Annotated in this window: 18 protein-coding genes and 1 pseudogene; 10 read left to right on the top strand and 9 right to left on the bottom strand. The window is 69.5% G+C overall.

The features are described from left to right. Positions 1–119 precede the first annotated feature (119 nt). Together FrCorBMG51_RS16925 and FrCorBMG51_RS16920 are read right to left on the bottom strand one after the other, a co-directional pair. Entirely contained in the window at positions 120–497 is a 378-nt protein-coding gene (locus FrCorBMG51_RS16925) for a hypothetical protein (RefSeq protein ID WP_047224011.1), read from the bottom strand. 198 nt (positions 498–695) lie between these two features. Next, on the bottom strand, positions 696–1,841 hold the full coding sequence (locus FrCorBMG51_RS16920; protein WP_157180541.1) for an LLM class flavin-dependent oxidoreductase: 1,146 nt from the start codon (positions 1,839–1,841) through the stop codon (positions 696–698). A gap of 34 nt (positions 1,842–1,875) precedes the next feature. Here FrCorBMG51_RS16920 and FrCorBMG51_RS16915 point away from each other — a divergent pair, with 34 nt between their 5' ends. The 5 genes from FrCorBMG51_RS16915 to FrCorBMG51_RS16895 all read left to right on the top strand — a co-directional run bounded on the left by FrCorBMG51_RS16915 (position 1,876) and on the right by FrCorBMG51_RS16895 (position 10,612). Continuing rightward, positions 1,876–4,569, top strand: coding sequence for an AAA family ATPase (locus tag FrCorBMG51_RS16915; RefSeq protein WP_235433663.1), 2,694 nt, complete (start codon positions 1,876–1,878; stop codon positions 4,567–4,569). A 342-nt stretch (positions 4,570–4,911) separates the two neighbouring features. Beyond that, on the top strand, positions 4,912–7,599 hold the full coding sequence (locus FrCorBMG51_RS16910; RefSeq protein WP_235433662.1) for an AAA family ATPase: 2,688 nt from the start codon (positions 4,912–4,914) through the stop codon (positions 7,597–7,599). A gap of 128 nt (positions 7,600–7,727) precedes the next feature. Next, positions 7,728–8,933: a phosphotransferase family protein gene (locus FrCorBMG51_RS16905; RefSeq protein WP_047224007.1), complete on the top strand. Its 1,206-nt coding sequence runs from the start codon at positions 7,728–7,730 to the stop codon at positions 8,931–8,933. Between the two features lie 3 nt (positions 8,934–8,936). Continuing rightward, positions 8,937–9,467, top strand: a complete 531-nt coding sequence (locus FrCorBMG51_RS16900) for a hypothetical protein (protein ID WP_047224006.1) — start codon at positions 8,937–8,939, stop codon at positions 9,465–9,467. Next, positions 9,464–10,612: a TIGR03857 family LLM class F420-dependent oxidoreductase gene (locus FrCorBMG51_RS16895; protein ID WP_052914765.1), complete on the top strand. Its 1,149-nt coding sequence runs from the start codon at positions 9,464–9,466 to the stop codon at positions 10,610–10,612. Before FrCorBMG51_RS16900 ends, FrCorBMG51_RS16895 begins: the two co-directional genes overlap by 4 nt. Positions 10,613–10,719: 107 nt before the next feature. Here the strand turns inward: FrCorBMG51_RS16895 and FrCorBMG51_RS16890 are convergent, their stop codons facing one another. Both FrCorBMG51_RS16890 and fxlM read right to left on the bottom strand, forming a co-directional pair. Continuing rightward, positions 10,720–11,094, bottom strand: coding sequence for a hypothetical protein (locus FrCorBMG51_RS16890; RefSeq protein ID WP_047224005.1), 375 nt, complete (start codon positions 11,092–11,094; stop codon positions 10,720–10,722). Positions 11,095–11,429: 335 nt separating this feature from the next. Beyond that, the gene (gene fxlM / locus FrCorBMG51_RS16885) at positions 11,430–12,692 is read right to left on the bottom strand and encodes a methyltransferase, FxLD system (protein ID WP_235433661.1); all 1,263 of its coding nucleotides are present in this window, start codon (positions 12,690–12,692) and stop codon (positions 11,430–11,432) included. A 104-nt stretch (positions 12,693–12,796) separates the two neighbouring features. On the opposite strand from fxlM, the gene FrCorBMG51_RS16880 reads away from it, so the two are divergent. Beyond that, on the top strand, positions 12,797–13,162 hold the full coding sequence (locus FrCorBMG51_RS16880) for a DUF1905 domain-containing protein (RefSeq protein WP_235433660.1): 366 nt from the start codon (positions 12,797–12,799) through the stop codon (positions 13,160–13,162). A 30-nt stretch (positions 13,163–13,192) separates the two neighbouring features. Here FrCorBMG51_RS16880 and FrCorBMG51_RS16875 read toward each other — a convergent pair whose 3' ends face one another. From FrCorBMG51_RS16875 to FrCorBMG51_RS16860, 4 genes are all read right to left on the bottom strand, one after another. Then, positions 13,193–13,780, bottom strand: a complete 588-nt coding sequence (locus tag FrCorBMG51_RS16875) for a class I SAM-dependent methyltransferase (RefSeq protein WP_047224003.1) — start codon at positions 13,778–13,780, stop codon at positions 13,193–13,195. 181 nt (positions 13,781–13,961) lie between these two features. Beyond that, positions 13,962–14,825 (bottom strand): SDR family NAD(P)-dependent oxidoreductase, encoded by an 864-nt coding sequence (locus FrCorBMG51_RS16870; protein ID WP_047224002.1) that lies wholly within the window; start codon positions 14,823–14,825, stop codon positions 13,962–13,964. Between the two features lie 155 nt (positions 14,826–14,980). After that, complete coding sequence (locus FrCorBMG51_RS16865) at positions 14,981–17,146, bottom strand: 3-hydroxyacyl-CoA dehydrogenase NAD-binding domain-containing protein (protein ID WP_047224001.1); 2,166 nt, start codon at positions 17,144–17,146, stop codon at positions 14,981–14,983. A 65-nt stretch (positions 17,147–17,211) separates the two neighbouring features. Continuing rightward, positions 17,212–18,423, bottom strand: a complete 1,212-nt coding sequence (locus FrCorBMG51_RS16860; protein ID WP_047224000.1) for an acetyl-CoA C-acetyltransferase — start codon at positions 18,421–18,423, stop codon at positions 17,212–17,214. A gap of 413 nt (positions 18,424–18,836) precedes the next feature. Here FrCorBMG51_RS16860 and FrCorBMG51_RS34905 point away from each other — a divergent pair. Together FrCorBMG51_RS34905 and FrCorBMG51_RS34900 are read left to right on the top strand one after the other, a co-directional pair. Beyond that, positions 18,837–19,459 (top strand): annotated as a pseudogene (locus tag FrCorBMG51_RS34905) (FAD-binding oxidoreductase); the annotation flags it as partial. Between the two features lie 9 nt (positions 19,460–19,468). Beyond that, a complete protein-coding gene (locus FrCorBMG51_RS34900) occupies positions 19,469–20,263 on the top strand; it encodes an FAD-binding oxidoreductase (RefSeq protein WP_476742188.1) in 795 nt (264 codons plus the stop codon). Between the two features lie 309 nt (positions 20,264–20,572). Here the strand turns inward: FrCorBMG51_RS34900 and FrCorBMG51_RS27055 are convergent, their stop codons facing one another. Then, positions 20,573–20,956, bottom strand: a complete 384-nt coding sequence (locus tag FrCorBMG51_RS27055) for a hypothetical protein (protein WP_047224042.1) — start codon at positions 20,954–20,956, stop codon at positions 20,573–20,575. Between the two features lie 432 nt (positions 20,957–21,388). On the opposite strand from FrCorBMG51_RS27055, the gene FrCorBMG51_RS16845 reads away from it, so the two are divergent. Together FrCorBMG51_RS16845 and FrCorBMG51_RS16840 are read left to right on the top strand one after the other, a co-directional pair. Continuing rightward, positions 21,389–22,150: a class I SAM-dependent methyltransferase gene (locus FrCorBMG51_RS16845; protein WP_083731045.1), complete on the top strand. Its 762-nt coding sequence runs from the start codon at positions 21,389–21,391 to the stop codon at positions 22,148–22,150. 129 nt (positions 22,151–22,279) lie between these two features. Next, positions 22,280–24,226: an Hsp70 family protein gene (locus FrCorBMG51_RS16840; RefSeq protein ID WP_086055513.1), complete on the top strand. Its 1,947-nt coding sequence runs from the start codon at positions 22,280–22,282 to the stop codon at positions 24,224–24,226. Positions 24,227–24,339 lie beyond the last annotated feature (113 nt).

Raw genomic sequence — 24,339 nt, 5'->3', positions numbered from 1 at the left:
GCCCTGCCGTTGCGACAGCTGACACACAGCCGCCATCGTGTCGCCGCGGCGAGATCCTCGGACTCCCGGTGATCCGGATGGCGGGTCGGTCGTGTCGTGGTCGCCCGGTCGGACAGCCGCTACCTCGCCGTCGAGCTCGAGCTGTCGCGGCCGCTCGGACGCGGCTCGCGTTCGGTGAGGTGATGGACCTGACCGATCCGCCCTGACGGCACGATCATCGGCGAGCGCGCAGCGGGCCGGCCAGAGAAGGCGTGGCACTCGACCCCGGGGGCGGTACCGACATCTATGGTCGTCTTCATGGCCGTCGTTTTCGATGGCGAGCTGTGGATATGGGCTGCCCGGCGCGTCGACTTGACGATGAACTGGGCGATGAACACGAACGCGGCGAGCCGGAACACGATGATCCCGTTCCATGCCAGCGGACCCGTCCTGAAAAAGGGCAGCAGAACGGCGGAACGAAGGATGTCGGCGCCCAGATGTTCACGTAGGCCAGCCACCGAGGAAAAACAGGTACCTGGCGCTGGTCGGTGAGGATACCGAACGAGAACGAGAAGTTCTGGGCCATGAACGGAGGCCACGTTATGATCAGGACAATCCAGCTCATGTCGTCGAGGGTATGTGTGATCTCGATCGGGCGTTCGGGCTGGAACGCGGTGGCGGCGAACAGCATGGCGGGCATGAAGAACGTGAAGCAGTCATGCTTTCAGCAGGGTGCAGACGTCGATGTTGCGCTCGAGGCAGGCGCCGGCCTCGTCAAGGCCGAAGACGAACGGCGCGAAGTCGAGGAACCCGACCCAGGTGGCCCCGGCATTGATGTAGGTGAGCCAGTGGTCGGCGACCTGGCGGGCGTTGCCGTGGACGAAACTCCTGCTCTTCATGGCGCGGGAGACCCTGGCCATGACGGCGTCGTTCTCCTCCCTGGTCACCTCGTTGGGCAGCAGGTGCAGCGTGTAGTTGTAGTCGCGTGGACGCGCCAGCTCCACATCTGGCTCCAGCTCCCATTCAGCGTGCGCCATGCGGCCGTAGATCGATGCAAAGGACGTGACGAACTCGCTGTGGTCGATCGCCTTGTCGATCGCGGCCCGGTCCTCGTGGATCAGCGCGATGGCCTCGATGGCGAAGATGAAATCGTCGGGGTCCCGGCCGTACTTCTCCAGCGCGACCTTCATGTCCCTGACGGTCTGTGCGTAGTGCTCGATGTGCGCGAACGCCGCGGGCACGACCGTGAGCCAGCCGTCGGCGTAGCGCGCGGCGATGTCCAGCGCCCTGGGGCCGGCGCCGGCGACGAGCATCCTGGGCCTGTGGGTGCGGGCCCCGCCGATATAGGCGTTCCTGAAGTGCCAGAAGTTGCCCTCGAAGCTGAAGGGTTCGGTCTTCTCCCATAACAGCTGGTAGAGCCGGAAGTGGTCCTCCAGGCGAGCGAGGCCCTCCTTGCGGCTGTAGCCGAAGGGGACCGTGTTCTGCTTCTCTCCCACGCCGACGCACACGACCGAGTTGCCCTGGGACGCGTCCGCGATCGTCATCGCCATGCGCATTATCTCCGCCGGTCCGTTGCGGATGCCGTTCGTCGCTGACACCGAGAGCCCGAGGCTCTCGGTGGCGCCGCCCGCCAGGCCGAGCAGGGTGAACGGGTCGTAGAAGCTGTCGCCGTCGGGCAGGACATTGGCCACGGGGGAGAAACTCTCCCCCCAGGCCACCCGTGGAAGGATCCCGGTCAGGAAGTCCCACGTGAAGACCTGGTCAACTCCGGCCTGCTCGAGACGCTGGGCGTAGGGGATGATGCTCTTGGCGGGCACCCCGCGGACTCCCGGGAACCACACCGCGGTCTGGACGTTCGACACCGTTGTCTCCTTCGTCATTCCAGGGGCAACGCCCATGAGTCCATCGTCAGGGTCTGGGGCGGGCAAGAGTAATCCGCTACTCTCGCTGTGCATGCAGTACGACGCCGTCATGGAGTTACCCTGGCCGTTGACCGGGCGGGCCGCGGAGCTCGACCTCGTCCGGTCGTCCCTGACGTCTCATTCCCCCCGCAGCGTGATGCTCGTGGGGCCAGCGGGAGTCGGCAAGACCCGCCTGGCTCGCGAGGCCCGGCTGCTTGCGAGCAGGGCCGGGCTTTCCAGCGTCTGGGTGACCGCGTCGCACTCGATCGCCCGGACACCCCTCGGGGTGTTCGTACCCCTTCTGCCGGCCCTGGACAGGGAACCCGCTGGCACGGTGCACGACCTGCTCGAACGTTCGGCCCGAGCCCTGGTCAGCCGCGCCCGCGGGCGGGGTGTGGCGCTGTTCGTCGACGACGCGCACATGCTCGACGAAGCCTCGGCGGGTCTGTTGCACCAGCTTGTCGCGAACCACTCGGTTCTCGTCGTGCTCACCGTGCGTGCCGGCGAAGCGGCCCCGGAAGCGGTCACGGCGCTGTGGAAGGACGACCTCGCGCTCCGGTTGGAGCTCTCGCGACTGGACACCAGAGCCATCGACGCGTTGCTCACCGCGGTGCTCGGCCACCAGGTCGACCGCGCTGCCGTCGTCGAGCTCGCCGCGCGCTCCGGCGGCAACGTGCTGTATCTGCGCGAGCTGACCCTGGGCGCACTGGCGGACCGCACCCTGGTCAGGGACGTCGGGGTGTGGCGCCTGAAGGCCCCGCTGGCCCCCTCCGGGCGCATCATGGAACTGGTCGACACACGGCTGCGTGGCCTCGACGACGCGTCGATCGCCCTGCTCGAACTGGCCGCCTACGCGGAGCCCCTCGGCGGCGCCGAGGTGGCGGAGCTCGCCGACCCCGAGCTGATCGACGCGCTGCAGCGACAGGGCCTGCTGGCCAGCGGGTTCGAAGGTCAACGCCTGCAGGTGCGGCTCGCCCACCCGCTCTACGGGGAGGTCCTGCGAGCGCGCACGTCCGCGGTGCGGGTGTCGGCGATGAGCCGGGCGCTGGCAGACAGCGTCGAGCGCACCGGTGCCCGTCGCAAGGGCGATGCACTGCGGATGGGTATCTGGCGCCTTGATGGCGGCGGCGGTCAGCCCGCGCTGATGCTGCGCGCCGCCCGCGACGCACGATGGCACTATGACTTCGCCCTGGCGGAGAGACTGGCGCGCGCCGCTGGGCATGCCGGAGCGGGGTTCGACGCCTGGCTTCTCGCGGGACAGACGCTGGCGCTGCAGGGCCGGCCCCTCGACGCGGAGCGGGAGCTCGCCAGCCTCACCTGTCAGACCCGCGACGACCGCGATCGGGTGCGACTTGCCATCGCCCACATCGACTGTCTGTGGTTCTACCTCGGTCGCATGGACGATGGCCTTCGCGTGGCCCAACTGGCCGAAGCCTCGATCACCGAACAGTCCCTGCGAGACGAGGTGTCGGCCCGACGCGCCGGTCTGCTCCTTGGCAGCCAGGGGCCGGGTGCGGCCGCTGAGGTGGCGGTACCCATGCTCGCCGCCGCCAAAGGGCCGTCACTGGTCTGGTTGGGCCTCGTGGCGTCCTATGGCCTCGGGCGGCTGGGCCGCATCGAAGAGGCCCTCGACGCGGCCGACCGCGGCTACGACGCCGGCATCGTGCTGAGCGAACCGGACGACTGGTACCCCTGGTTCAACCTCTACGCCCGTTGCGAAGCCCTCGCGCACGCGGGCCGCTTCACCGAGGCCGAGGCGCTCGCCAGGCAGGAGCATCAGCGCGGGCTGGAGGAGGGCAGCAGCGAAGCGCGCGCGTGGTTCCTGTGGCACATGTGCCGCACCGCCAGGGACACGGGCAACGTGCAGTCGGCGGGCCGCGACGCCCGGGAAGCCATCGTGCTGCTCCGCCGACTCGGGCGCCTGGGTTTCCAGCACAGTCTCCTCTCCCTGCTCGCCCAGTCCCAGGCACTGTCCGGGGATCATCAGGGCGCACGCGCGACCCTGGCGAGAATCGACGAGCTGGGTGTCCAGCAACCCCGCTGGAGCTGGACGGAGTTCATCAGCGCGCATGCCTGGACCGCCGTCGCCGAGGGCCGGCTGTCCGTCGCGAGAGAGACGTTCGAACGTGCCGCGGAAGCCGGCGAACGTGTCGGCGACCGCACCGGAGCCTGCGCCGCCCTGCACGACATCGCACGCATCGGTGCGCCCCATGCCGTCGTCGACCGGCTCGTTGCTGTGGCTGCCACCGTGGAGGGCGAACTCACGGGCGCGCGCGTCGCGCACGTCCTCGCCCTGGCCGAGGCAGACCCACCAGGGCTTGCCGAGGTCTCGGACAGGTTCGAGGCCATGGGTGTGTTCCTGCTCGCCGCCGAGGCCGCGGCCGACGCCGCCGTGGCGTGGCGCAGGCTCGGCAAGCCCAGGAAGGCCGACGCCGAGCTGCACCGCGCAGCGATCCGGCTGAGCCGCTGCGAGGGAGCGAGAACTCCTGCCCTGGCCCCGATCAGCGTACGTTCACAGCTCACCCCAGCCGAGCGCGAGACCGCTCTCCTCGCCGCGAACGGGCTCACCAGCAAGGAGATCGCTGAGCAGCTTCGCATCTCCGCCCGGACCGTCGACAACCGGCTCCAACGCATCTTCCGGAAACTTGGCATCTCACGACGGGCGGAGCTGGCCGCTCTGATGCGGTAGGACCAGCGAAGCCTCACTCTGGATCCACCTGTGCCCTCATGTCATGTTCTCGGCCGTGAGCCGTGAGCCGTGAGCCGTGCGGTGAAGGTCGCGATCTCTGCGCGGACCGATGGTCGTTCAGCCCGGTGCGGGTAGGTCCGTTTCCGTGTGATCAGGCGGTGGTGCCACCGTAGGACGATGCCGGGGTGACCGGATCGCCTTTGCGCTGACACGTAGCGCAGAAGCCCTGGTCAGGGCCTACGGACGAGATCCGGGCACGGACAGGATTCCAGGATCCCGCGGGCGGACGTGAGAACATCGTCGCCGGAGGAGTCTCACGCAACGAGGCAGGGGATGGATCCGATGCATCGTGAACAGCGGGCGGTCGCCGACCGATTATCGCCCGCGCCGGCCGATCTGCCCCCGGCCGCCTGGCCCCTGATCGGCCGGGACACCGAACTCGACGCGCTGACCCACGCCCTCACCGGTGCGGCCCCGCACAGCGTCATCATCGTCGGCCCCGCCGGCGTCGGTAAGACTCGCCTGGCCCGCGAGGCAATGCTGATCGCCGCTGCGGCCGGCCACGAGGCGCGCTGGGTGACGGCGACGCGCTCCGTGGCGCGGGCTCCGTTCGGGGCCTTCGCACCCCTGTTGGCCGTGCCCGAGCCAAGGGACGGGCTCGGGCCGGCGGACTCGTTCGAGGGACTGCTGCGGCGGACGGCGTACGCCCTCGTCAACCATGGCGGCGTGGGCCGCCTGCTGCTGTTCGTCGACGACGCGCAGTTGCTCGACGAGGCGTCGGCGGGCCTGATCCAGCAGCTCGTGTCGGCGGACGCCGTGCTGGTGGTTGCCACGGTCCGGGCGGAAGAGCCGACGCCCGCGGCGGTGACCTCGCTGTGGAAGGACGACCTTGCGATCCGGCTCCGCCTGAGCGATCTGGCCGACAGCGTCATCGACGACCTGTTGACAGTGGTCCTGGGGGATCAGGTCGACCGTGCCACCGTCGCCGAGCTGACCGCTCGTTGCCAGGGCAACGTGCTGTTTCTCCGGGAGCTCGTGCGCGGCGCGCTGGCGGACGGCACCCTGGTCCGCCACGGTGGGGTGTGGCGGATGACCGGAGCGCCGGCGCCCTCGGACCGGATCGTCGAGTTCGTTGGCGCCCGCCTGGCCGGGCTCTCCCCCGATGCTCGAGCGCTGCTGGAGCTGACGGCCTACGGCGAACCTCTCGGGGGCGCGGAGCTCGACGCGCTGGGCGACGAGCGCCTGGTCGAGAAGCTGGAGCGAGAGGGTCTGCTTGTCAGCGCGTTCGACAGCCGCCGTCTGCAGATTCGTCTTGGCCATCCCATCTACGCAGACGTGCTGCGTGCGCAGACATCGGCCGTGCGGGTCGGCGCGATGGCCCGCGCCCTTGCCACCATCGTCGAGCGGACCGGCTGCCGCCGACGCGACGACCTCCTGCGGATCGGGCTCTGGCGCCTCGATGGCGGCGGTGGACAACCCGATGTGCTACTCGAGGCCGCGCGCGCGGCTCGGTGGCACTACGACTTCCCGCTCGCCGAGCGTCTGGCACGTGCCGCCGTCGAGGCGGGGACCGGCTTCGACGGCCGGTTGCTCGCGGCCCAGACGGCCGCCCTGCAGGGACGGGGGGAGGCGGCCGAGCAGGATCTCGCGGAGCTCGCAGGCTGCGTGGCGAACGACGAGGAGCGTGCGCGCGCGGCGATCGCCCGGATCGACGTCCTGTGGCTCTCGCTCGGCCGGATGCAGGACGGACTGCGCATCGCCGAGGATGCGGAGGCCACCATCGCCGACGTCGGCCTGCGGACGGAGGTCTCGAGTCACCGCGCAGGGCTGGTGCTGGGGAGTGAGGGTCCACGGGCCGCGGTGCGCGTCCTGGAGCCGCTGCTGGCCGAGGCGCGGGGACGGTCGCTCGTGTGGATGGGCGTCGTGGGCGCGTTCAGCCTCGGGCGCCTCGGCCGATTACGCGAGGGTCTGGACCTGGCGGACCGTGCGTATGCGGCCGGTGTCACCCTGACGGAACCTGACGACTGGTACCCGTGGTTCAACCTCCATGGCCGCTGCGAGCTCCTCGTGCAGGCGGGCCGGTTCGTGGATGCCGAGCGGCTGGCTCGCGAGCAGCACCAACGCGGCCTTGACGAGGGCAGTAGCGAGGCGCGGGCCTGGTTCCTCTGGAACTTGTCGCGTACCGTCCGCGATCGCGGCAACGTCCGGACCGCGACCCGCGACGCCCGGGAGGCGGCAACCCTGCTGCATCGGCTCGGGCGGCTGGGGGTCCAGCACACGCTGCTCTCACTCCTGGCCCAGGCACAGGCGCTCGCGGGTGACGCCGCCGCGGCGCGGCGCTCCCTCGCGGCCATCGACGCCCTCGGGATCGAGCAGCCACGGTGGAGCTGGACCGACCACCTCGCGGCCCAAGCGTGGACGGCCGTGGCCGAGGGGCGGATCACTCAGGGCCGCGATCTGCTCGCCCGCGCGACCCAGGTGGGCGAGCAGATCGGCGACCGTACCGGCGCAGCAGCCGCGCTCCACGACATCGGCAGGCTCGGGACGCCGCGCCGGGTCGTGGACCACCTTGTTGCTCTCGCCCGAGAGCTGGAAGGCGACCTTGTCGCGGCGCGGGCCGCGCACGTCGTCGCCCTCGCCGAGGATGATCCACGCGCGCTCGACGCGGTCGCCACGACCTTTGAACACCTCGACGCCGAGCTGCTGGCCGCCGAGGCCGCCGCCGACGCTGCGGTCGCCTGGCGCCGGGCAGGCGACGTCCACCGCGCGGATGCCGGGCTGCACCGAGCGGCAGCGCTCGCGGCGCGCTGCAAGGGCGCCGTCACCCCGGCACTCGCGCCGATCGAGTCGCGGGTGCAGCTGACCGACGCCGAGCGTGAGACCGCGCTGCTGGCCGCGGCGGGACACACCGACCGCGACATCGCGGCCGAGTTGCAGCTGTCCGTGCGGACTGTCGGCAACCGTCTGCAGCGCATATACCACAAGCTCGGCGTGTCCCGGCGGACCGACCTGGCGCGCTTTCTCCGCTGACCGCGCCGACGGGCAACACGCCGCGCGCATCGTCCCGCGTTCGTTCGTGGACGCCTGCTCGTCTGCGCCCAGACAGAGTATGTTCCTACTCTGTTGCGTCCGAAATGGCCGGTGTTAGCTTCCCGGCCATGGTCACCACGGAACACGCGCTCACAAGCGCTTCGGAGGGTGTGGAGCGGCGCATCGAGGAGCTGCGTCGACGTCATCCCGTCGAACCGGCCGTCGATGAGGTCCTCAGCACGAAGCTGCGACGTCGGGGGCACGACGTGCACACCGCCCGCAGCGTGGAGGACATCAGCGAGCGCCTCCACGCCTTTCTTGCCCACCGGCTGGACGGCCCCTTCACCATCAGCGGCCTTGCCCGACTGCCGGGCGGCGCGTCGAAGGAGCAGTTCGGCTTCGACCTCGAGTGGACGGAGAACGGCGAACCGCGCCGCGACCGGATGGTGCTGCGGATGAACCCGCCTGCGTCCGTCGTGGAGACGCACCGCGTTCGCGAGTTCCAGCTCCTGCGGGCTTTGGAGGGCGTCCTGCCCGTGCCGCGCGCCTACTGGGTGACCCAGGACCACGCCGAGCTGGGCGAGCCCGCGATGGTCTGCGGCTTCGCCCGTGGTGTCGCCGCGCCGACAAAGGGTGAGCACAGGGCGTCCGGGCTCGGCACGGTCTACGGGCCGAAGCTGCGGGCCAAGCTCGCCCCCCAGTTCGTCGCCCACCTGGCCACGCTGCACGCCCTGGATCCGTCGACCGTCGCTCTGGACGCATTCGGGGTGCCGGCGGCCGGCACGACGCAGGGGGTCGACTGGCGGCTCGGGATGTGGGACAGGGTGTGGGAGGAGGACTCCTTCGAGCCGCACCCGACGGTCACACTGACCCGCCAGTGGTTGTGGGACAACCGCCCGCCGATCGACCGGATCTCGATTGTGCACGGCGACTACCGCAACGGGAACTTCCTGTTCGACGAGGACACGGGCGAGATCACGGCGATCCTCGACTGGGAACTCAGCCACCTCGGCGATCGGCACCACGACTTGGCGTACGCGATGCTCGGCGGCTGGGGCCACCTGGATGACGAAGGCCGTTTTCTCTGTAGCGGCCTTGTCGACACGGAGACCTTTATCGCGGAGTACGAACGCATCTCGGGCCTCTCCGTGGATCCGGAACGGCTGCGCTACTACACCGTGCTGAACATGTACTGGGTGGTGGTAGCCACCAGCGCATCAGGTATCCGGATCACCGAGGACCGCATGACGCACCTCGACGTGATGATGAATTTCCTCAGCGGCCTCGGTGCGTCGTCCATGGCCGAGCTCAACCGTGTTCTCGAAGGAGCCTGAACCATGGTCCCTACCATCTCACAGCAGTTACGGGGCATCCGTTCGGCCATGGTCAAGTCGATTGTTCCGGCGCTGCCCGCCGACGACAGTTTCGTCCAGGAGCAGGCCGGTCTTGTCCTGGCGACCCTGGAGTGGGTGCTCGACGTCCAGGAGTCCGAGACCCTCTACGAGGCGACCGAACGCGATGAGTACCGCGAACTGCTCGACCGTCTCTCGGCCCTGTCGTCCGTCCCCACCACCGACGCGCACGCCGTCCCGGCCCCCGACCCCTCGGCGATCCCCGACCTCGCGCTCCTGCGGGCGGAGGCCCGGGCGCTGAAGGTGGCGGTCGACGCCCGTGTCACGGCGATCGCCGCCGACGGCAGCGCTGAGGACCGCGCCGCGGCTCGCGAGCTGCTGGTGGGCGTCGCCGCCCGCCAGAGCGCGCGCGAGCAGGCGTGGTTCCGGATGACCGGGTTTCCGAGCGAGGTCCCCGGCGACATCCGCTCCGTGCTGACCGGGAACGCCACGACGCCGGTGCGGGACGCGGAGTGAGCGGGCACACGCGAGAGAGGATCGCGCGAGAGAAGACAAGGAGCGGCGAGATCACCCCGGAGCACGGCACGGCGGGCGGCGGCTTACCGGAGCCGATCGACGAGCTCGGGATCTACCTGCTACCGGGCCGGGTGAAGGACCCGGCCCGGGCGATCACGGAGGCGATCGACGCGGAGCGCCTCGGCCTCACCTCGGCGTGGATCGCCGAGCGGCTGGACATGAAGGAACTCGGAGTGCTCTGCGGCGCGGTCGCCGCGAGCACGCAGCGGATCCGCCTGGGCATGGGCTCGATCGCCGCGGGGAGCAGACATCCGCTGATGACCGCCGCCGCGGGTTCCACGATGCAGGAGACGTTCGGTGACCGGCTGCTGCTCGGGCTTGCCCGCGGCCTCGGATCGGTCCTCGGCGACCATGGCATGCCTGTTCCGAAAATGGCCGCGTTCGAGGACTACGCGTCGATCCTGCTGCGCCTGTGGGACGGCGAGACCATCGACTACGACGGTCCGCTGGGACGGTTCCCGAACCTGCGCATGGTTGATCCACCGACGGCACCCCGGCCGCGGCTCCTCCTGAGCGCGTGGTCCCCCCTGCCGAAGGCGACGGCGCTCGCGGCCCGGTTGTTCGACGGTGTCTTCCTTGGCTCGGAGCTGACAGTCGAGGCCGTCGCCGCTGTGTCACGGCGCCTGGACGAGGCGTGTGAGCGGATCGGGCGCGACCCGCGGTCACTGAAGCTCTACGCGATCGTCATCACCGCTCCCGATCTGTCGCCGGAGGAAGAGCTGGCAGTCGTCAACGCACGGATGATTACTCACCTGGACTTCGGCGGGGTCGGCGAACTCATCATGCGTGAGAACGGGTGGGATCCCGAGCCGTTGCGCCGTTTGCTGCGGCAGGAGAAGCTGGATGGCGGCGGCACGGCCGATCAGAAATTCCACCGGAGCGAACTGCTGGAGCTCGGTACGCAGCTGCCGCGGGAGTGGGTGGAGACCGGGTGTGTCGTTGGGTCCGCCGCGCACTGCGCGGTGCGTCTGCGGGAGTATCTCGACGCCGGGGTGGACCACATCGTGCTGCACGGCAGCGGACCGAAGCAGCTTGAGGGGCTCGTGCGGGCGTGGCACGAGACGTCCGTATCCGGGACTCCGTAACAGAACTTGTTCGTTCTGCCGGAGCGCCGGCACGGTTACCTCACTTTGTCACTTCTGGTCGGCGACAGCCCCTCCACGCTCCCGTCTGCCGACTGTCGGCGCCGGTGTTACGACGCCGACCCGATCGCGGCGTCCGCGGCGGCGATGTCCTTGTGGAACCGCTTGTGGACGTTCAGCTTTTCGCCGGTCGCCTCCGTCTTTCCCCACAGGCCGCTGAGCGGTCCCAGCACGGTCTGTCGCGGCAGCCGCGCGAGCGGGGTGTCTCCCTTCGGCTTGCTCGGGACGAGCTTGCCGGCCCTGAGCACCAGAATGCTCTGGTCGGTGACGATCACGATTCTGTAGTCGATCCAGAAGATGATCAGTGTGGTGAGGAGGAAGAAGTACGGTGTCGGCCCGGTCTGCGCCAGAAAGACGTGTTGCACCTTCTCGCCGGGGGCGAGGTAGGGCTGGGCGCGCTCGGTGAGCTTGTCGCGGAGAGCCATCGGCGGCGATCCTTACTGTCCGTCAAAGATGATCAAATGATAAATCCGGACAATAGCGTTCTCATCGGACCAATCAAGGTCTCCCCGCGGGCGTAGTTTCTTCGCGGTGTCCTTGTTGTCCGGGCTGCCCTGCCGTTGCGACAGCTGACACACGGCGCCATTGTGTCGCCGCGACAACATGGTGTTGCTGCGGCAGGCGTGCACGCGCTGCCAGCATTCCTTGGCTGCCAGCTCGCGGACGAGCGGCTATTGATCTGCCGGATGATGGGTTCAGAGTGTGCTGATGTCCTGCCCGCGCAGGGTGCGTAGCCGGTGGGCCAGCTCGTTCGCTCTGGTCATCTGGTATCGACGCGGTCAGGCCAGGAGATCGTGATTCGGGCGCGTCGCTTGTTGAGGACGAGGGCGCCGGCGGGTAGCTGTTCGTCGGGGGTGCCCGCGGGGTAGGCGGTGATGCGGGCGTTCAGGCTGGTACCGTCCCAGGACCGGACGTGGCTGACCATCCGCTGTGCGATCCTCTCGGCGTCGGGGCCGTGTCCGTAGGCGCCGAACTCGAACCGCTCGCGTGCCGTGCTGGTGGCGCGGAAGGTCAGGTAGGCGAAGCTGGCACCGTCGAGGGCTGTCGGGATACCGAGACCCCAGGAGTGGGCGACCAGGCCACGTTTCCTGGCTTCTTTCGTCGCGGCCAGCAGGCCGAAGTCCGGCAGGGCCATGGACAGCCACAGGTGCAGGCCGTCGAACCTCGTGTTCTTGCCGACCGTCGTCCCGGACCATGCCTCTGCTCGTGGTGTGGTCAGGGCGGCCCGTAGCCCGTCGGCGTCGGCCTGCTGGTCGTCGTCGAGACGCAGGCGTATGTCCTCGCCGTGCAGCGAAACCAGCCGTTCCCGGCGTTCTCCGATGCCCTGCATGGGCACGAAGCCGCACAGCTCGTAGCCCCGGTCCGCCAGGTGGCCGTTCTCCCGCTCGAACACGATCGACCGGGTCAGTCCACGCATCCGCAGCGGGACGACGAGGCGGCCGCCCTCGGCGAGCTGCTCGCTCCACGCCGGAGGGAGATCCCAGGCGCCGACCGTGACGATGATCCGGTCGAACGGTGCGAGGTCGGTGACGCCGAACTCCCCGTCCGCGCACCGCACGGTCACGTCCGGATAGCCCGCGGCGGTCAGGCTCTGGCGGGCGCGGGCGACGACGTCCGGATCGATGTCGACCGAGACGACCTGGCCGGTGTCGCCGACCAGCTCCTGGAGCAGGGACGCGTTGTAGCCGCCAGAGCCGATCTCGAGTATCCGATGGCCGGGTTTCACCTGAAGCTGGTCGAGCATCGCCGCGATCACGGTCGGGGCGGACACGGAACTGATCGATACGCCGGTCTCGTCCCGTTTCAGGACGATCGCGTCCAGCGTGTAGGCCCGTTCCAGCGGCACTCCGGGCAGGAACAGGTGACGAGGCACCACCCGCAGCGCCGCCCGCACCTCGGCCGACACCGGCATGTCCAGCTCGGCAAGGCTGGTGATGACCTTCTTCGCCATCTCGGCCAGCAACACGGCAGGGTCCGAGGATGCGGCGGTGGGCTCCTCCTCCGGCAGCGGTTGCGTAGCCAATGATCACTCCTGGTGTGGCGGGACGCGGCTTGCCCTGGCCTGTCGGCGACGGCGCGGCGCGCCCAGGAAGCGGGAGGCTACCGACGTAACAAGGATGACCCAGTGTGACCGTACATGTCATTCCCTACTCGGCCCTGCGGGTGACACTGAATTTATGGTCGTCATTTATGGTCGTCGTTTTCGATGGTGAGCTGTGGGTGTGGGATGCCCGGCGCGCCGACAGATGGACGTTCGTCAGCCTGCCCGTCGAGGTGTCCGAGGAGATCCGTGACCTGGCTGGCGGGCTGCGTCGTGGCTTCGGGTCGCTGCGGGTGCGGGTCACGGTCGGTGGCAGCACATGGACGACCTCGATCTTCCCTGACCGCACTCGTGGCAGCTATGCGCTGCCTGTCAAGCGCGCCGTCCGCAAGGCCGAAGCCCTGGCCGCGGGTGACATCGCGACCGTGACCGTCGAGCTCCTCGACTTCTGACGACCGGCAGCCGGCCACCACCGGCGTGCGTCAGCGGTGGGGTCGGTCGGCTGTGAGGACGGCGAGGTCGTGGTGCTGCCAGGTGACGGTGGTTGCGAGGCCGGCCTGGTGGAGCCATGTGAGCTGGTCGGATAGCCGGCTGGGCCTGTCGTGGGCGCTGTTGACGGGGGTGACGGCGTCCTGGGGGTCGTCGGGCAGGATCACGTCCGCGAGCACGAACCGGCCGCCCGGCGTCAGGGCGGCGGCGACCCGGCGGAACAGGTCCGCCTTGCCCGCCGCGTCCAGGTGGTGCACGGCCAGCGCGGAGATCACCAGGTTGAACGGTCCGGCCGGTAGCGGGTCTTCGAGTCTGCCGACGCGAAGGTCCGCGTGGGGGAGACGGGGCCGGGCGCGGTCGAGCATCGCAGGGCTTTCGTCGAGTGCCACGAGGGCGGCGGTGGGATGGGCGGCGAGCACGCGTCGGCTGGTCTCGCCGGTGCCCGCCCCGAGATCGAGCACCCAGATCGCGCGCATGCCGGCCGTTGCCGCCGCCACCTCGTCCTGGAGTCGCTCGTAGCAGGGCACCTCGGCGAGGACCATGGCCAGGTAGGTCTGCGGGTCGAAGTGGAACTGCTCCATCCGTCTTCTTCTACGGGATGCCGGTGGAAAGCGACACCGGTTTTTCCGCTGGCGAGTGCGGACACTGGGACACGATGCGTGGCCCTCTTCACCAGTGGACGGATCACCTGTGGACGGATCATCTGCGATCACGTCTGGCCGGACGGGCCCCGCCAACACTCCGCCAGCAAACAGCCCCCGTTCAGCCGAGGGGATTCACGCCACGGGCTACGTGCGAGAGATCGGTGATCTCGGCCCAGCGTTTGGCGACGATCTCCATTGTGGGCGGCTCGTCGAAACGCACTCCGGAGTTCTGGAACAGCGCCACGCGCCGCACGAGACCGCCGCCGACGACGAACACCGCACCGGAGTCGGTGAGCTCTTCGGTCAGCAGGTGGCCCACCACCGGCGCGACCTGGGCAGCCGGGAGCGTGTCGAGAACTTCCGGGGGAGCGATGTCCGCGGTCATGCGGGTCGCGGCCAGTGGAGCGACGGCGTTCGCTCGGATGCCGTAGCGTTCCCCCTCGATTGCCAGGGTGTTGACAAGGCCGACGAGGCCGAGTTTCGCGGCGGCATAGTTCGCCTGGCCGAAGTTCCCGTAGAGCCCGCTCGTCGACGTCGCCACGACGACGCGACCGAAATTCTGCTCGCGGAAGTACGGCCACGCCGCGCGGATCACGTGGAACCCGCCGTAGAGATGGACCTTGATCACCGCGTCCCAGTCTTCGGGCGTTGTCCTGGCGAAGCTACTGTCACGCAGGATTCCCGCGTTGCTGACGATGCCGTGCACCGCTCCGAACGTCTCGACGGCCGTGCGCACGATCGCCTCGGCTCCCACCTGTGTCGCGACGCTGTCGTAGCTGGCGACCGCCTCTCCGCCGGCCGCGCGGATCTCCGCCACCACGCCGTCGGCCATCGCCGAGCCGCCGCCCGAACCGTCACGCGCACCGCCGAGGTCGTTGACGACGACCCTCGCGCCCTCGCGGGCGAGCAGGAGCGCGTACTCGCGCCCGAGCCCTCCGCCCGCTCCGGTGATGACGATGGCACGCCCTTCGACACCTGACATGAGAGCCCCTCCAGACCCGCGCTCCCGCCGGTGGTGTGACAGCCCGTCAGCCCTTGACGATGTCACAGCCGATGAGTTCTTTCATGACTTCGGTCGTGTCACCATAGATCGTCTGGACCCGGTGGCCGTTGATGACCAGCGGCCACGCTTCGTGATCAGGTGTATGTCTCGCCGCGTTCGGCCCTGGCCACCAGGGACGCGGGCGGGGTGAAGTGCTCGCCGTAGCGTTCGGCGAGCTCATGTGCGCGGGTGACGAACCCCGGCAGCCCACCCGGGTAGCCGTTGATGTACTGGATGACACCGCCGGTCCACGCTGGGAACCCGATCCCCAGGATCGAGCCGATGTTCGCCTCCGGCACGGAGCGCAGCACGCCCTCGTCGAGGCAGCGGACGCTCTCCAGTGCCTCGGCGAAGAGGAGACGCTCCTTGAAGTCCTCGAAGGGGATCTCGTGGCCGTCCTTGGTGAAGTGCTCGTGGAGGCCCTTCCACAGGCCGGTCCGCCGCCCGTCCACGTACTCGTAGAACCCGGCGCCGCCGGAGCGCCCCGGCCGGCCGAACTCGTCGATCAGCCGGTCGACGACCGTCTCGTACCCGCGCTCCCGCCACACGCCGCCGGCGGCCTGTACCGCGGCCTTCGTCTCCTGGCGGATCCTGCGCGGCAGGGTGAGGGTGAGCTCGTCGAGCAGTTGCAGCGGTGGGGCCGGGTAGCCGGCCTGTGCGCCGGCCTGCTCGACGGACGCGGGGTGCAGCCCCTCGCCGACCATCTCGACGGCCTCGTTGAGGAACGTGCCGATGACCCGGCTGGTGAAGAAGCCGCGGCTGTCGTTGACGACGATCGGCGTCTTGCGGATCTGCTGGACGATGTCGAACGCGCGGGCGAGCGCGGCGTCGCTCGTCTTCGCACCGACGATGATCTCCACCAGGGGCATCTTGTCGACGGGTGAGAAGAAGTGCAGGCCGATGAAGTCCTCCGGCCGCCGCACGCTCTGGGCGAGTGTCGTGATCGGCAGTGTGGAGGTGTTGGAGCCCAGCAGCGCGTCCGGAGCGACGACGTCCTGGATCTCCTGGAAGACCTTCTGCTTGAGCTCGGGGCTTTCGAACACCGCCTCGATGACGAGGTCGGCGCCGGCGAGGTCGGCCACGTCCGCGGTCGGGGTGATCCGGGCGAGCAGCGCGTCGCCGGCCTGCCGGGTCGTGCGGCCACGCCCCACCGCCTTGGCGACGAGGTTCTCCGAGTACCCCTTGCCCCGTATGGCCGCCTCATGGGTGACGTCCTTGAGGACGACGTCGGCGCCCGCCTGCGCGTAGACGTAGGCGATCGCCGCGCCCATCATCCCCGCGCCGAGCACCGCCACCCTGCTCGCCCGGAACGTCGGGTGCCCGGCCGGCCGGGCGGCGCCGGATTTGATGTGCTGGGTGTCGAAGAAGAACGCCTGGATCAGGTTCTTCGCGACCTGACCGGTGACGAGGTCGACGAAATAGCGTGACTCGATCACGGAAGCCGTGTTGATGTCGACCTGGGCGCCCTCGACCGCGGCGGCGAGGATGGCCGGTGGCGCCGGCAGGTTCGCGCCCCTGAGCTGCTTGCGCAGGTTCGCTGGCAGTGCCGGGAGGGTGGCGGCGAACGCCGGGGTGGACGGCGAGCCGCCCGGTATCTTGTACCCCTTGGTGTCCCAGGGCGCCGTCGCGTCCGGGTTGGCTTTGATCCATGCCTTGGCGGCCGGCAGCAGCTCGTCGACCGAACCGACCAGCTCGTGCACCAGGCCGAGCTCCCGCGCCCTGGCCGGGGTGTGTCGCTGCCCCTGCAGCAGGACGTTCAGCAGCGAGTCGACGACGCCGAGCAGGCGCACGGTGCGCACGATGCCGCCGGCGGCCGGCAGCAGGCCGAGGGTGACCTCCGGCAGGCCGAGCTGCAGGCCGCGGGTGTCGGCGACGATCCGGTGATGGGCGGCGAGCGTGATCTCCAGGCCGCCGCCGAGCGCCGAGCCGTTGATCGCCGCGACGACCGGGCGGCCGAACGTCTCCAGCCGGCGCAGCTGGTCCTTGACGACGGTGAGGCTGTCGAAGACGGCCTGCCGGTCGTCGGGGCCCGTCCTGATCAGATCACGCAGGTCGCCGCCGGCGAAGAAGGTCTTCTTCCCCGACGTCAGCACGACACCGGTGACGGTGTCCTTCTCCCGTTCCAGCCGCTCGACCACCGCGCCCATCGAGGCGATGTAGGCGGCGTTCATGGTGTTGGCGGACTGGTCCGGGTCGTCCAGCGTCAGCACGACGATGCCGTCGGCATCCTGTTCCCAGCGGATGGTGGTCAGCTCGGTCATCGGTGGTCTCTCGTCTCCAGGTCGTGAGCGCGTGGGTGGCGGGATGTCAGTGGCGGAGCCGGGCGTCAGACCAGCTCGACCAGCGTCGCGACGCCCATCCCAGCGCCGATGCACAGCGTTACCACGGCCCGCCGTCCGCCGCGCCGCTCCAGCTCGTCGATCACCGTGCCGACGAGCATCGCCCCGGTGGCGCCGAGCGGGTGCCCCATCGCGATCGCGCCGCCGTTGACGTTGAGCTTCTCGTCCGGGATGCCGATGTCCCGCTGGTACCTCAGGACGACGGACGCGAACGCCTCGTTGATCTCGAACAGGTCGATGTCGTCGACGCCGAGCCCGGTGTGCGCGAACAGCTTGCGCGTCGCCGGAGTCGGTCCGGTGAGCATGATCGTGGCGTCCGCGCCGGAGGTCGCCGTGGCCACTACCCGCGCTCGCGGGGCCAGCCCGAGCTCGACGCCCGCCCGCTCACTGCCGAGAAGGACCAGCGCGGCGCCGTCCACGATGCCCGACGAGTTCGCCGCGGTGTGCACATGGTCGATCTTCTCCACCCAGTGGTACTTCTGCAGCGCCACCGCGTCGAACCCGCCCTGCTCGCCGACCGCCGCGAACGACGGCGGCAGCGCGGCCAGGCTGTCGACGGTCGACTCCGGGCGTAGATGCTCGTCGTGGTCGAGCACGAGCAGGCCGTGGTCGTACACCGGGATCACGGAGTTGGCGAAGTAGCCGTTCTTCCACGCGTGGGCGGCGCGCTGCTGCGAGCGCACCGCATAGGTGTCGACGTCCGTGCGGGAGAAGCCCTCGATCGTGGCGAGCAGGTCCGCGCTGACACCCTGCGGCACGAACATCGTCTGGTAGTTCGTCGCCGGGTCGCTCGCCCACGCGCCACCGTCGGCGCCCAGCGGCACCCGGGACATCGACTCGACCCCGCCGGCGAGGACGATCTCGTCCCACCCTGAGCGCACCTTCTGCGCGGCGGTGTTGACCGCCTCCAGGCCGGAGGCGCAGAACCGGTTGAGCTGCAGTCCGCCGACCGTGTCCGGCAGGCCGGCGACCAGCGCCGCCGTGCGGGCGATGTCCGAGCCCTGGTCACCGACCGGGCTGACGACACCGAGCACCACGTCGGAGATCCGGTCGACGTCGAGGGTCGGGTTACGCTTGCGGATCTCGTCGATCAGCCCCACAACCAGGGAGACCGGCTTCACCCCGTGCAGCGAGCCGGTCTTCTTGCCGCGGCCGCGCGGGGTACGGATCGCGTCGTAGACGAAAGCCTCGGTACTCACGGTGACGCTTCCTTCCTGCCTGACGATCTGACAGGTTCCTGACGGGCCTGCCAGGGACATCGCTTCGAACGCCTCGAACAGCGCGGACGGCGCGGACGGACACGCCAGGCTCCGATTCCGCCTTTGGCGCGCCCGAGTCGTCGACCATGGGACACAGGGTCAGGACCGACCTGTTCGGCAGTCAACTCTGACTGTCAATCGGCAGTCAACCCTGACTGTCGCGGTCGGTCAAGAGAACACGTCCATCCGAACGCGGTGGCTCCGCGATCCCGGCCGCGCCGCCCGCCTTCGGCCCCGAACCCGGCCCCGGAGGCGGGCGCGGTGACGCATCCCCCGCCCATGGCGGAGCGTCGAGGCGGGCGGCGCAGCCGGTCGGTTCCGGGCACGCGGGCATACCGCCCACGGGCGGCAGGGTGGACAGTGGAGACAGATCAGCCAGGGAAACAAGTCAGCCGGCTGTGCCAGTCCAGGCTGTGCCAGCCGGAGTGTGCCAGTCAGGCTGTGCCAGCCGGAGTGCGCCAGCCGGGCCGTGTCCGTCTGGGTGTGTCGGCCAGGGAGGCGCTGTGGACGTGACGCTCGCCGAGTTGGTCGACGCGCTGCCCGCCGGCGTCGTCGTCACCGATCCCGACCTGCTGGAGAAGTACCGTCGCGACCGGGCGGGGGACCCGGCGGCGGGCGTGCCGCTCGCCGCCGTGCGCGCCGAATCGACCGAGCACGTGCGGGTGGCCCTCGGCTGGGCGGCGCGCCATCGGGTGCCGGTCGTCCCGCGCGGCGCCGGCACCGGCCTTTCGGGCGGCGCGACCGCCGTCGACGGCGGCATCGTGCTGTCGACCGAACGGATGCGGGCGATCGAGATCAATCCCCGCACCCGGATGGCGGTCGTGCAGCCGGGCCTGCTCAACGCCGAGGTGAAGGCGGCCGCCGCCGCTCACGGACTGTGGTACCCCCCGACCCGTCGTCCTTCGAGATCTGCTCGATCGGCGGCAACGTGGCGACGAACGCCGGTGGGCTGTGCTGCGTCAAGTACGGCATCACCACCGACTATGTGCTCGGGCTTGAGGTCGTGCTGAGCGACGGGACGGCGGTGCGTCTCGGCGGCCCGCGGCTGAAGGACGCCGCCGGCCTGTCCCTGACCAAGCTGTTCGTCGGCAGCGAGGGAACTCTCGGGATCATCACGGAGGTGACGCTGCGCCTCCTGCCGGCCCAGCCGCCGTCGAGCACCCTGGTCGCCACGTTCGCCAGCACCCGGCAGGCGACGGACGCCGTCCTGGCGATCACCGCTGCCCTGCGGCCGGCGATGCTCGAGTACATGGACCGGGTGTCGATCAACGCCGTGGAGGACATGCTCCACATGGGGCTCGACCGCGACGCGGCCGCGATGCTCCTCGCCCGGTCGGACAGCCGCCACCTTGCCGCCGAGCTCGAGATGAAGAGCATGGTCGAGGCGTGCCAGGCTCACGGCGCGACCGAGGTGCTGGCCACCGACGACCCGGCGGAGGGCGAGGCGTTCGTCGTCGCCCGCCGCAGCGCCATCCCGGCGGTCGAACGTCGCGGCACCGTCCTGCTGGAGGATGTCGGTGTGCCGCTGCCCAAGCTGCCCGAACTGGTCGCGGGCATCGAGGCGATCGCCGCCGCCCGCGCCGTGACGATTGCGCTGATCGCCCACGTCGGCGACGGCAACACCCACCCGCTGATCGTCTTCGATCCCGCCGACGCCGACGCGGCCGCTCGGGCACAGCTCGCGTTCGGCGAGGTGATGGACCTGGCGATCCGCCTCGACGGCACGATCACCGGCGAGCACGGGGTGGGCCGGCTGAAGAAGGCGTGGCTGGTCGACTAGGTCGGCGACGACGTCCTCAACCTGTCACTGCGGATCAAGCATGCCCTCGACCCACTCGGCATCCTCAACCCCGGCGCGATCTTCCCCTGGCCCCGCCCCACCCCCTGGGCTGAGCGCGATCCGCTCGCGGATCTTCCGTCGGGCCACGCGCTGGGCAGTACTTCGCTGTTCCCGGCGAGATCGACCAGGCCACCCGGCCCGCGAGCACCCAGCGCAGCGCCCACGCGAAACCCTGGATCCGGGACGTCCCGCTCCACCGGCCCGGAAGCTCCGTCGCCGGTTTGTTTACTGCTCTTGACGAACGCCGTATTAGCAGCGGATGACTGTGGCCGGTATGTCGGCGGCCTCGACGAGCCGCGCGATGTCACCCGGGTCGTTGGTCAGGATGCGGTCGCCCGGGCGTGCGAGCAGGGCAACGGTTGCGTCGACCGCGTCGCTGCTGCCGGCGCGTCCGAGCAGGACACCGGCGCGACGGCCGGTCTGCTCGTCGACCGGGCACACTTCCACGCTCCGCAGCAGGCCGGCCAGCGCTGCCTGCTGGCCGCCGCGGTCCCGCCAGACCTGGGCGACGACGACGGCGTTGCTGCGCAGGTCGATGCCGTGCCGCTGCGCGACCCGCAGGCGGGCGAGCATCGCCCGATCGCCACGGTCGACGGCGACGAACGCGCCGGCGTCGAGGACGAGCGCGGTCACGCGGCCGTCTGGCCGGCCTGCAGCCCCAGTTCGCGTTCGGCCTGGGCCAGCTCCTGCGGGGTCAGCGCGGGGTGCGCCGCCTCCCAGGAGTCAAGGAACTCCGTGAGGGCTTCGGCCCGCAGCTTCGCGGCGGCGGCCGCGGCCAGCCAGGCNGGCGGCCGCGGCCAGCCAGGCCGACAGCCCCACGCCCGCTCGTCGGGCGGCGTCCCGCACGGCCTCGCCGAGTTCTCCCTCGAACGAGACGCTCATCTTGTCGACTTTCATACGACGATCATACCGCGGTGCGAACTACCACGGTATGCCGCCACCGGTCCCAGTCGTCGGCCGCATTCCTCACCCAGATCGAAAAACTTGCCGCCGCCATCAGCACCGTTTCCGTGCCTGTGCTCCCACAGGCGGGCCGTCCTGCTCACCGCATGTCAGGATCATGATGTGGCGAAGCGATTTGACGATCTGGTCGCCGAGGCTGAGGCGGCGCCGGTGGATGGCTGGGACTTCTCCTGGCTGGATGGGCGGGCCAGCGAGCAGCGTCCGTCCTGGGGGTACGCGCGGGCGATGGGCGAGCGGATGGCCCGCGCCGCGGCCGGGCTGGACATCCAGACCGGTGGCGGGGAGGTGCTCGCCGGCGTGCCCCGGCTGGCGGCGCGGACGGTGGCGACGGAGTCATGGCCGCCGAACGTCACGCGAGCCGCCGCCCTGCTACGGCCTAGGGGGGTCGCGGTCGTGGCCGCTGGCGACGGCTCGGCGTTACCCTTCGCCGGCGACACCTTCGATCTCATCGTCAGCCGACATCCCGTGACCACCTGCTGGGAGGAGATCGGCCGGGTGCTCGCGCCGGGTGGCACCTATTTCTCCCAGCAGGTCGGCCCGGCGAGTGTCTTCGAGCTGGTCGAGTTCTTCCTCGGGCCCCAGTCCGTCGAGGTGCGCCGCGGGCGCCATCCGGACCGTGCCAGGGCCGCCGCTGAAGCCGCCGGGCTGCGGGTCGTCGACCTGCGGATGGAGTCCCTGCGCACCGAGTTCCTCGACGTCGGCGCAGTGATCTACTTCCTCCGAAAAGTGATCTGGATCGTTCCGGGGTTCACCGTAACCCGCTACCGCCCGCGGCTCGAAGCCCTGCACGACCGCATCCACGCCAACGGCCCCTTCATCGCGCACGCTACCCGGTTCCTCATCGAAGCGCACAAGCCAACCTGATCTGGTCATTACCCTCTCTCGAAGCTGCCAGCGGGTCGAGAGCAAGCACGTGTAGTCGTGTGGGAGATGACTGGCGGTGTACAGGTCGGATATTCGTAGCATTGCGGTGATTGCTGGAGGGGGACGCGCATGGGGGCGGCCACGGACAAGCTCTACGTGGGGATCGACTTCGGTACCACCAACTCGGCGGTCGGTCTGCTCGAGGGGGGCGAGGTGCGGCTGATTCCGAATGCCGAGGGAAGCTTGATCACGCCAAGCGTGGTCGCTGTCACCGCGGACGGTGGGGTCCTGGTGGGTGCGGCCGCGAAACGTCAGGCGGTGACCAATCCCGAGTACACCGTGCGGTCGGTCAAGCTGAAGCTGGGTACCGACTGGTCCATCGAGCGTGGCGGCACCCGCTACACGGCGGAGGAAATCGCGGCGTTCATCCTGAAGCGCCTGCACTCGGACGTGAAGGCTTACGCCGGCAGCGCCGTCCACGGCGCGGTTATTACTGTTCCGGCCTATTTCAACCGGATGCAGCGGGCAGCCCTTGTCGATGCGGCCAAAATCGCTGGTCTTCCGGTGGCGAGAATCATCAACGAGCCTACTGCCGCAGCCATCACCCACGGCCTGAACCGTGCGGACGACCAGACCGTCCTGATGTTCGATCTCGGTGGGGGTACCTTCGACGTCTCCCTTGTGGAGATTGGCGACGGAGTCTGCGAGGTCAGGGCGACCTCTGGCGACAACTTTCTTGGCGGGGACGACTGGGACCAGAATATTGTCGACCACCTCGTCCGCGTGACACGTGAACGGCACGGGGTGGACGTGGGCCACGAGGCAACGGCGCTGCAGCGGCTGAAGGAGGCGGCCGAAGCCGCCAAGGTCGAGCTGTCGTCGTCGACCTTCACGGATATCCGTCTGCCGTACCTCGCCGCCACCCGGGCCGGCCCCGTTCACCTGGACCTGCCCCTGAGCCGCGCGGAGTTCGAAGCCCTGAGCCGGGGCACGCTGGAGCGCTGCAGACGGCCCGTCGAACAGGTGCTGAAAGACGCGGGAACCGATTTCGAGCACATCGATCACGTGATCCTGGTGGGCGGCGCGACCCGGATGCCCGCCATCGGGCGCTTCATCCACGATCTCACGGGCCGGCCGCCGTACCGTGGGCTCGTCCCCGAAAGCGTGGTCACGGGCGCGACGCTGCAGGCAGGCGTCCTCGTGGGAGAAGTCAGGGACGTTCTCCTGCTCGACGTGATCCCGCTGTCGCTGGGAATCGAGACCCAGGGCAGAAACTACACCAGAATACTGGAAAGAAACACCACCATCCCCACCAGGCGCTCCACCGTCCTCACCACGACGGAGGATCGCCAGAAGAGCGTCGCCATCCACATTCTGGAAGGCGAGCGCGAAATGGTCGAGCACAACAGGACCCTCGGGGTGTTCGGGCTGACGGGGCTGCCCGAGGCACCCCGCGGAGCTCCGCGAATAGAGGTCCTTTTCGACGTCGACGCCAACGGCATACTCCACGTCAGCGCAAAGGATCTAGGCTCCGCGCGCGAACAGTCCCTGACCGTCGACCGGGCAAGCGCGGACGGTGCGGCACGGAGCAAGAAGTCGGCACACTGGCTACAGGTCGTCAGGAACCTTCCCCGCCCCGCTCCCGAGATCGACAGCGCGCTGGGCATCGAAACTCCTGGCGGATTCCACGAGATCATAGGACCGGGAACGGTCGTACCGATCCGGAGGTCCGGGACCTTCACCACCGTCGAGGACGGCCAGACGGCCATTGCCGTGCACGTCCTGGAAGTCCTTCCATCCGGGAAGGCGGGCGTGCGGCACCAGCGGCTCGCCCTGCTCGAACTGGTGAATCTCCCGCGAGAACCCCGCGGCATACCTCGCGTCGAGGTGAGTTTCGAGGTCGACGCCGGTGGCACGCTTCGGGTCGACGCCAGGGAGTTGGCCACCGGCCAGGAGCGCTCCGCCACCGTCGGCCTGTCCGAAACCAGAAAGGAAACCAGAAGGACAGTCCGCCTGAGGACCGTCGAGAATCTCCCCACACCGGTTGAGCCCACCGGCGTCGTGCACGGGGAGTAGATTACCGGCGACACGATGTTTTCCCGCCGTCATCCCGCCGTCATCCCGCAGTCCTCCCGTTACCCGGCCCGTAGCCGCCCGCGGAAGAGACGAGCGGGTCAGCGACTCCACAG

It is taken from the genome of Protofrankia coriariae (genome assembly GCF_001017755.1).
Classification (GTDB): Bacteria; Actinomycetota; Actinomycetes; order Frankiales; family Frankiaceae; genus Protofrankia; species Protofrankia coriariae.
The sequence above is the reverse complement of the archived record's forward strand: the minus strand, read 5'-3'. Positions and strand labels throughout refer to the sequence as shown.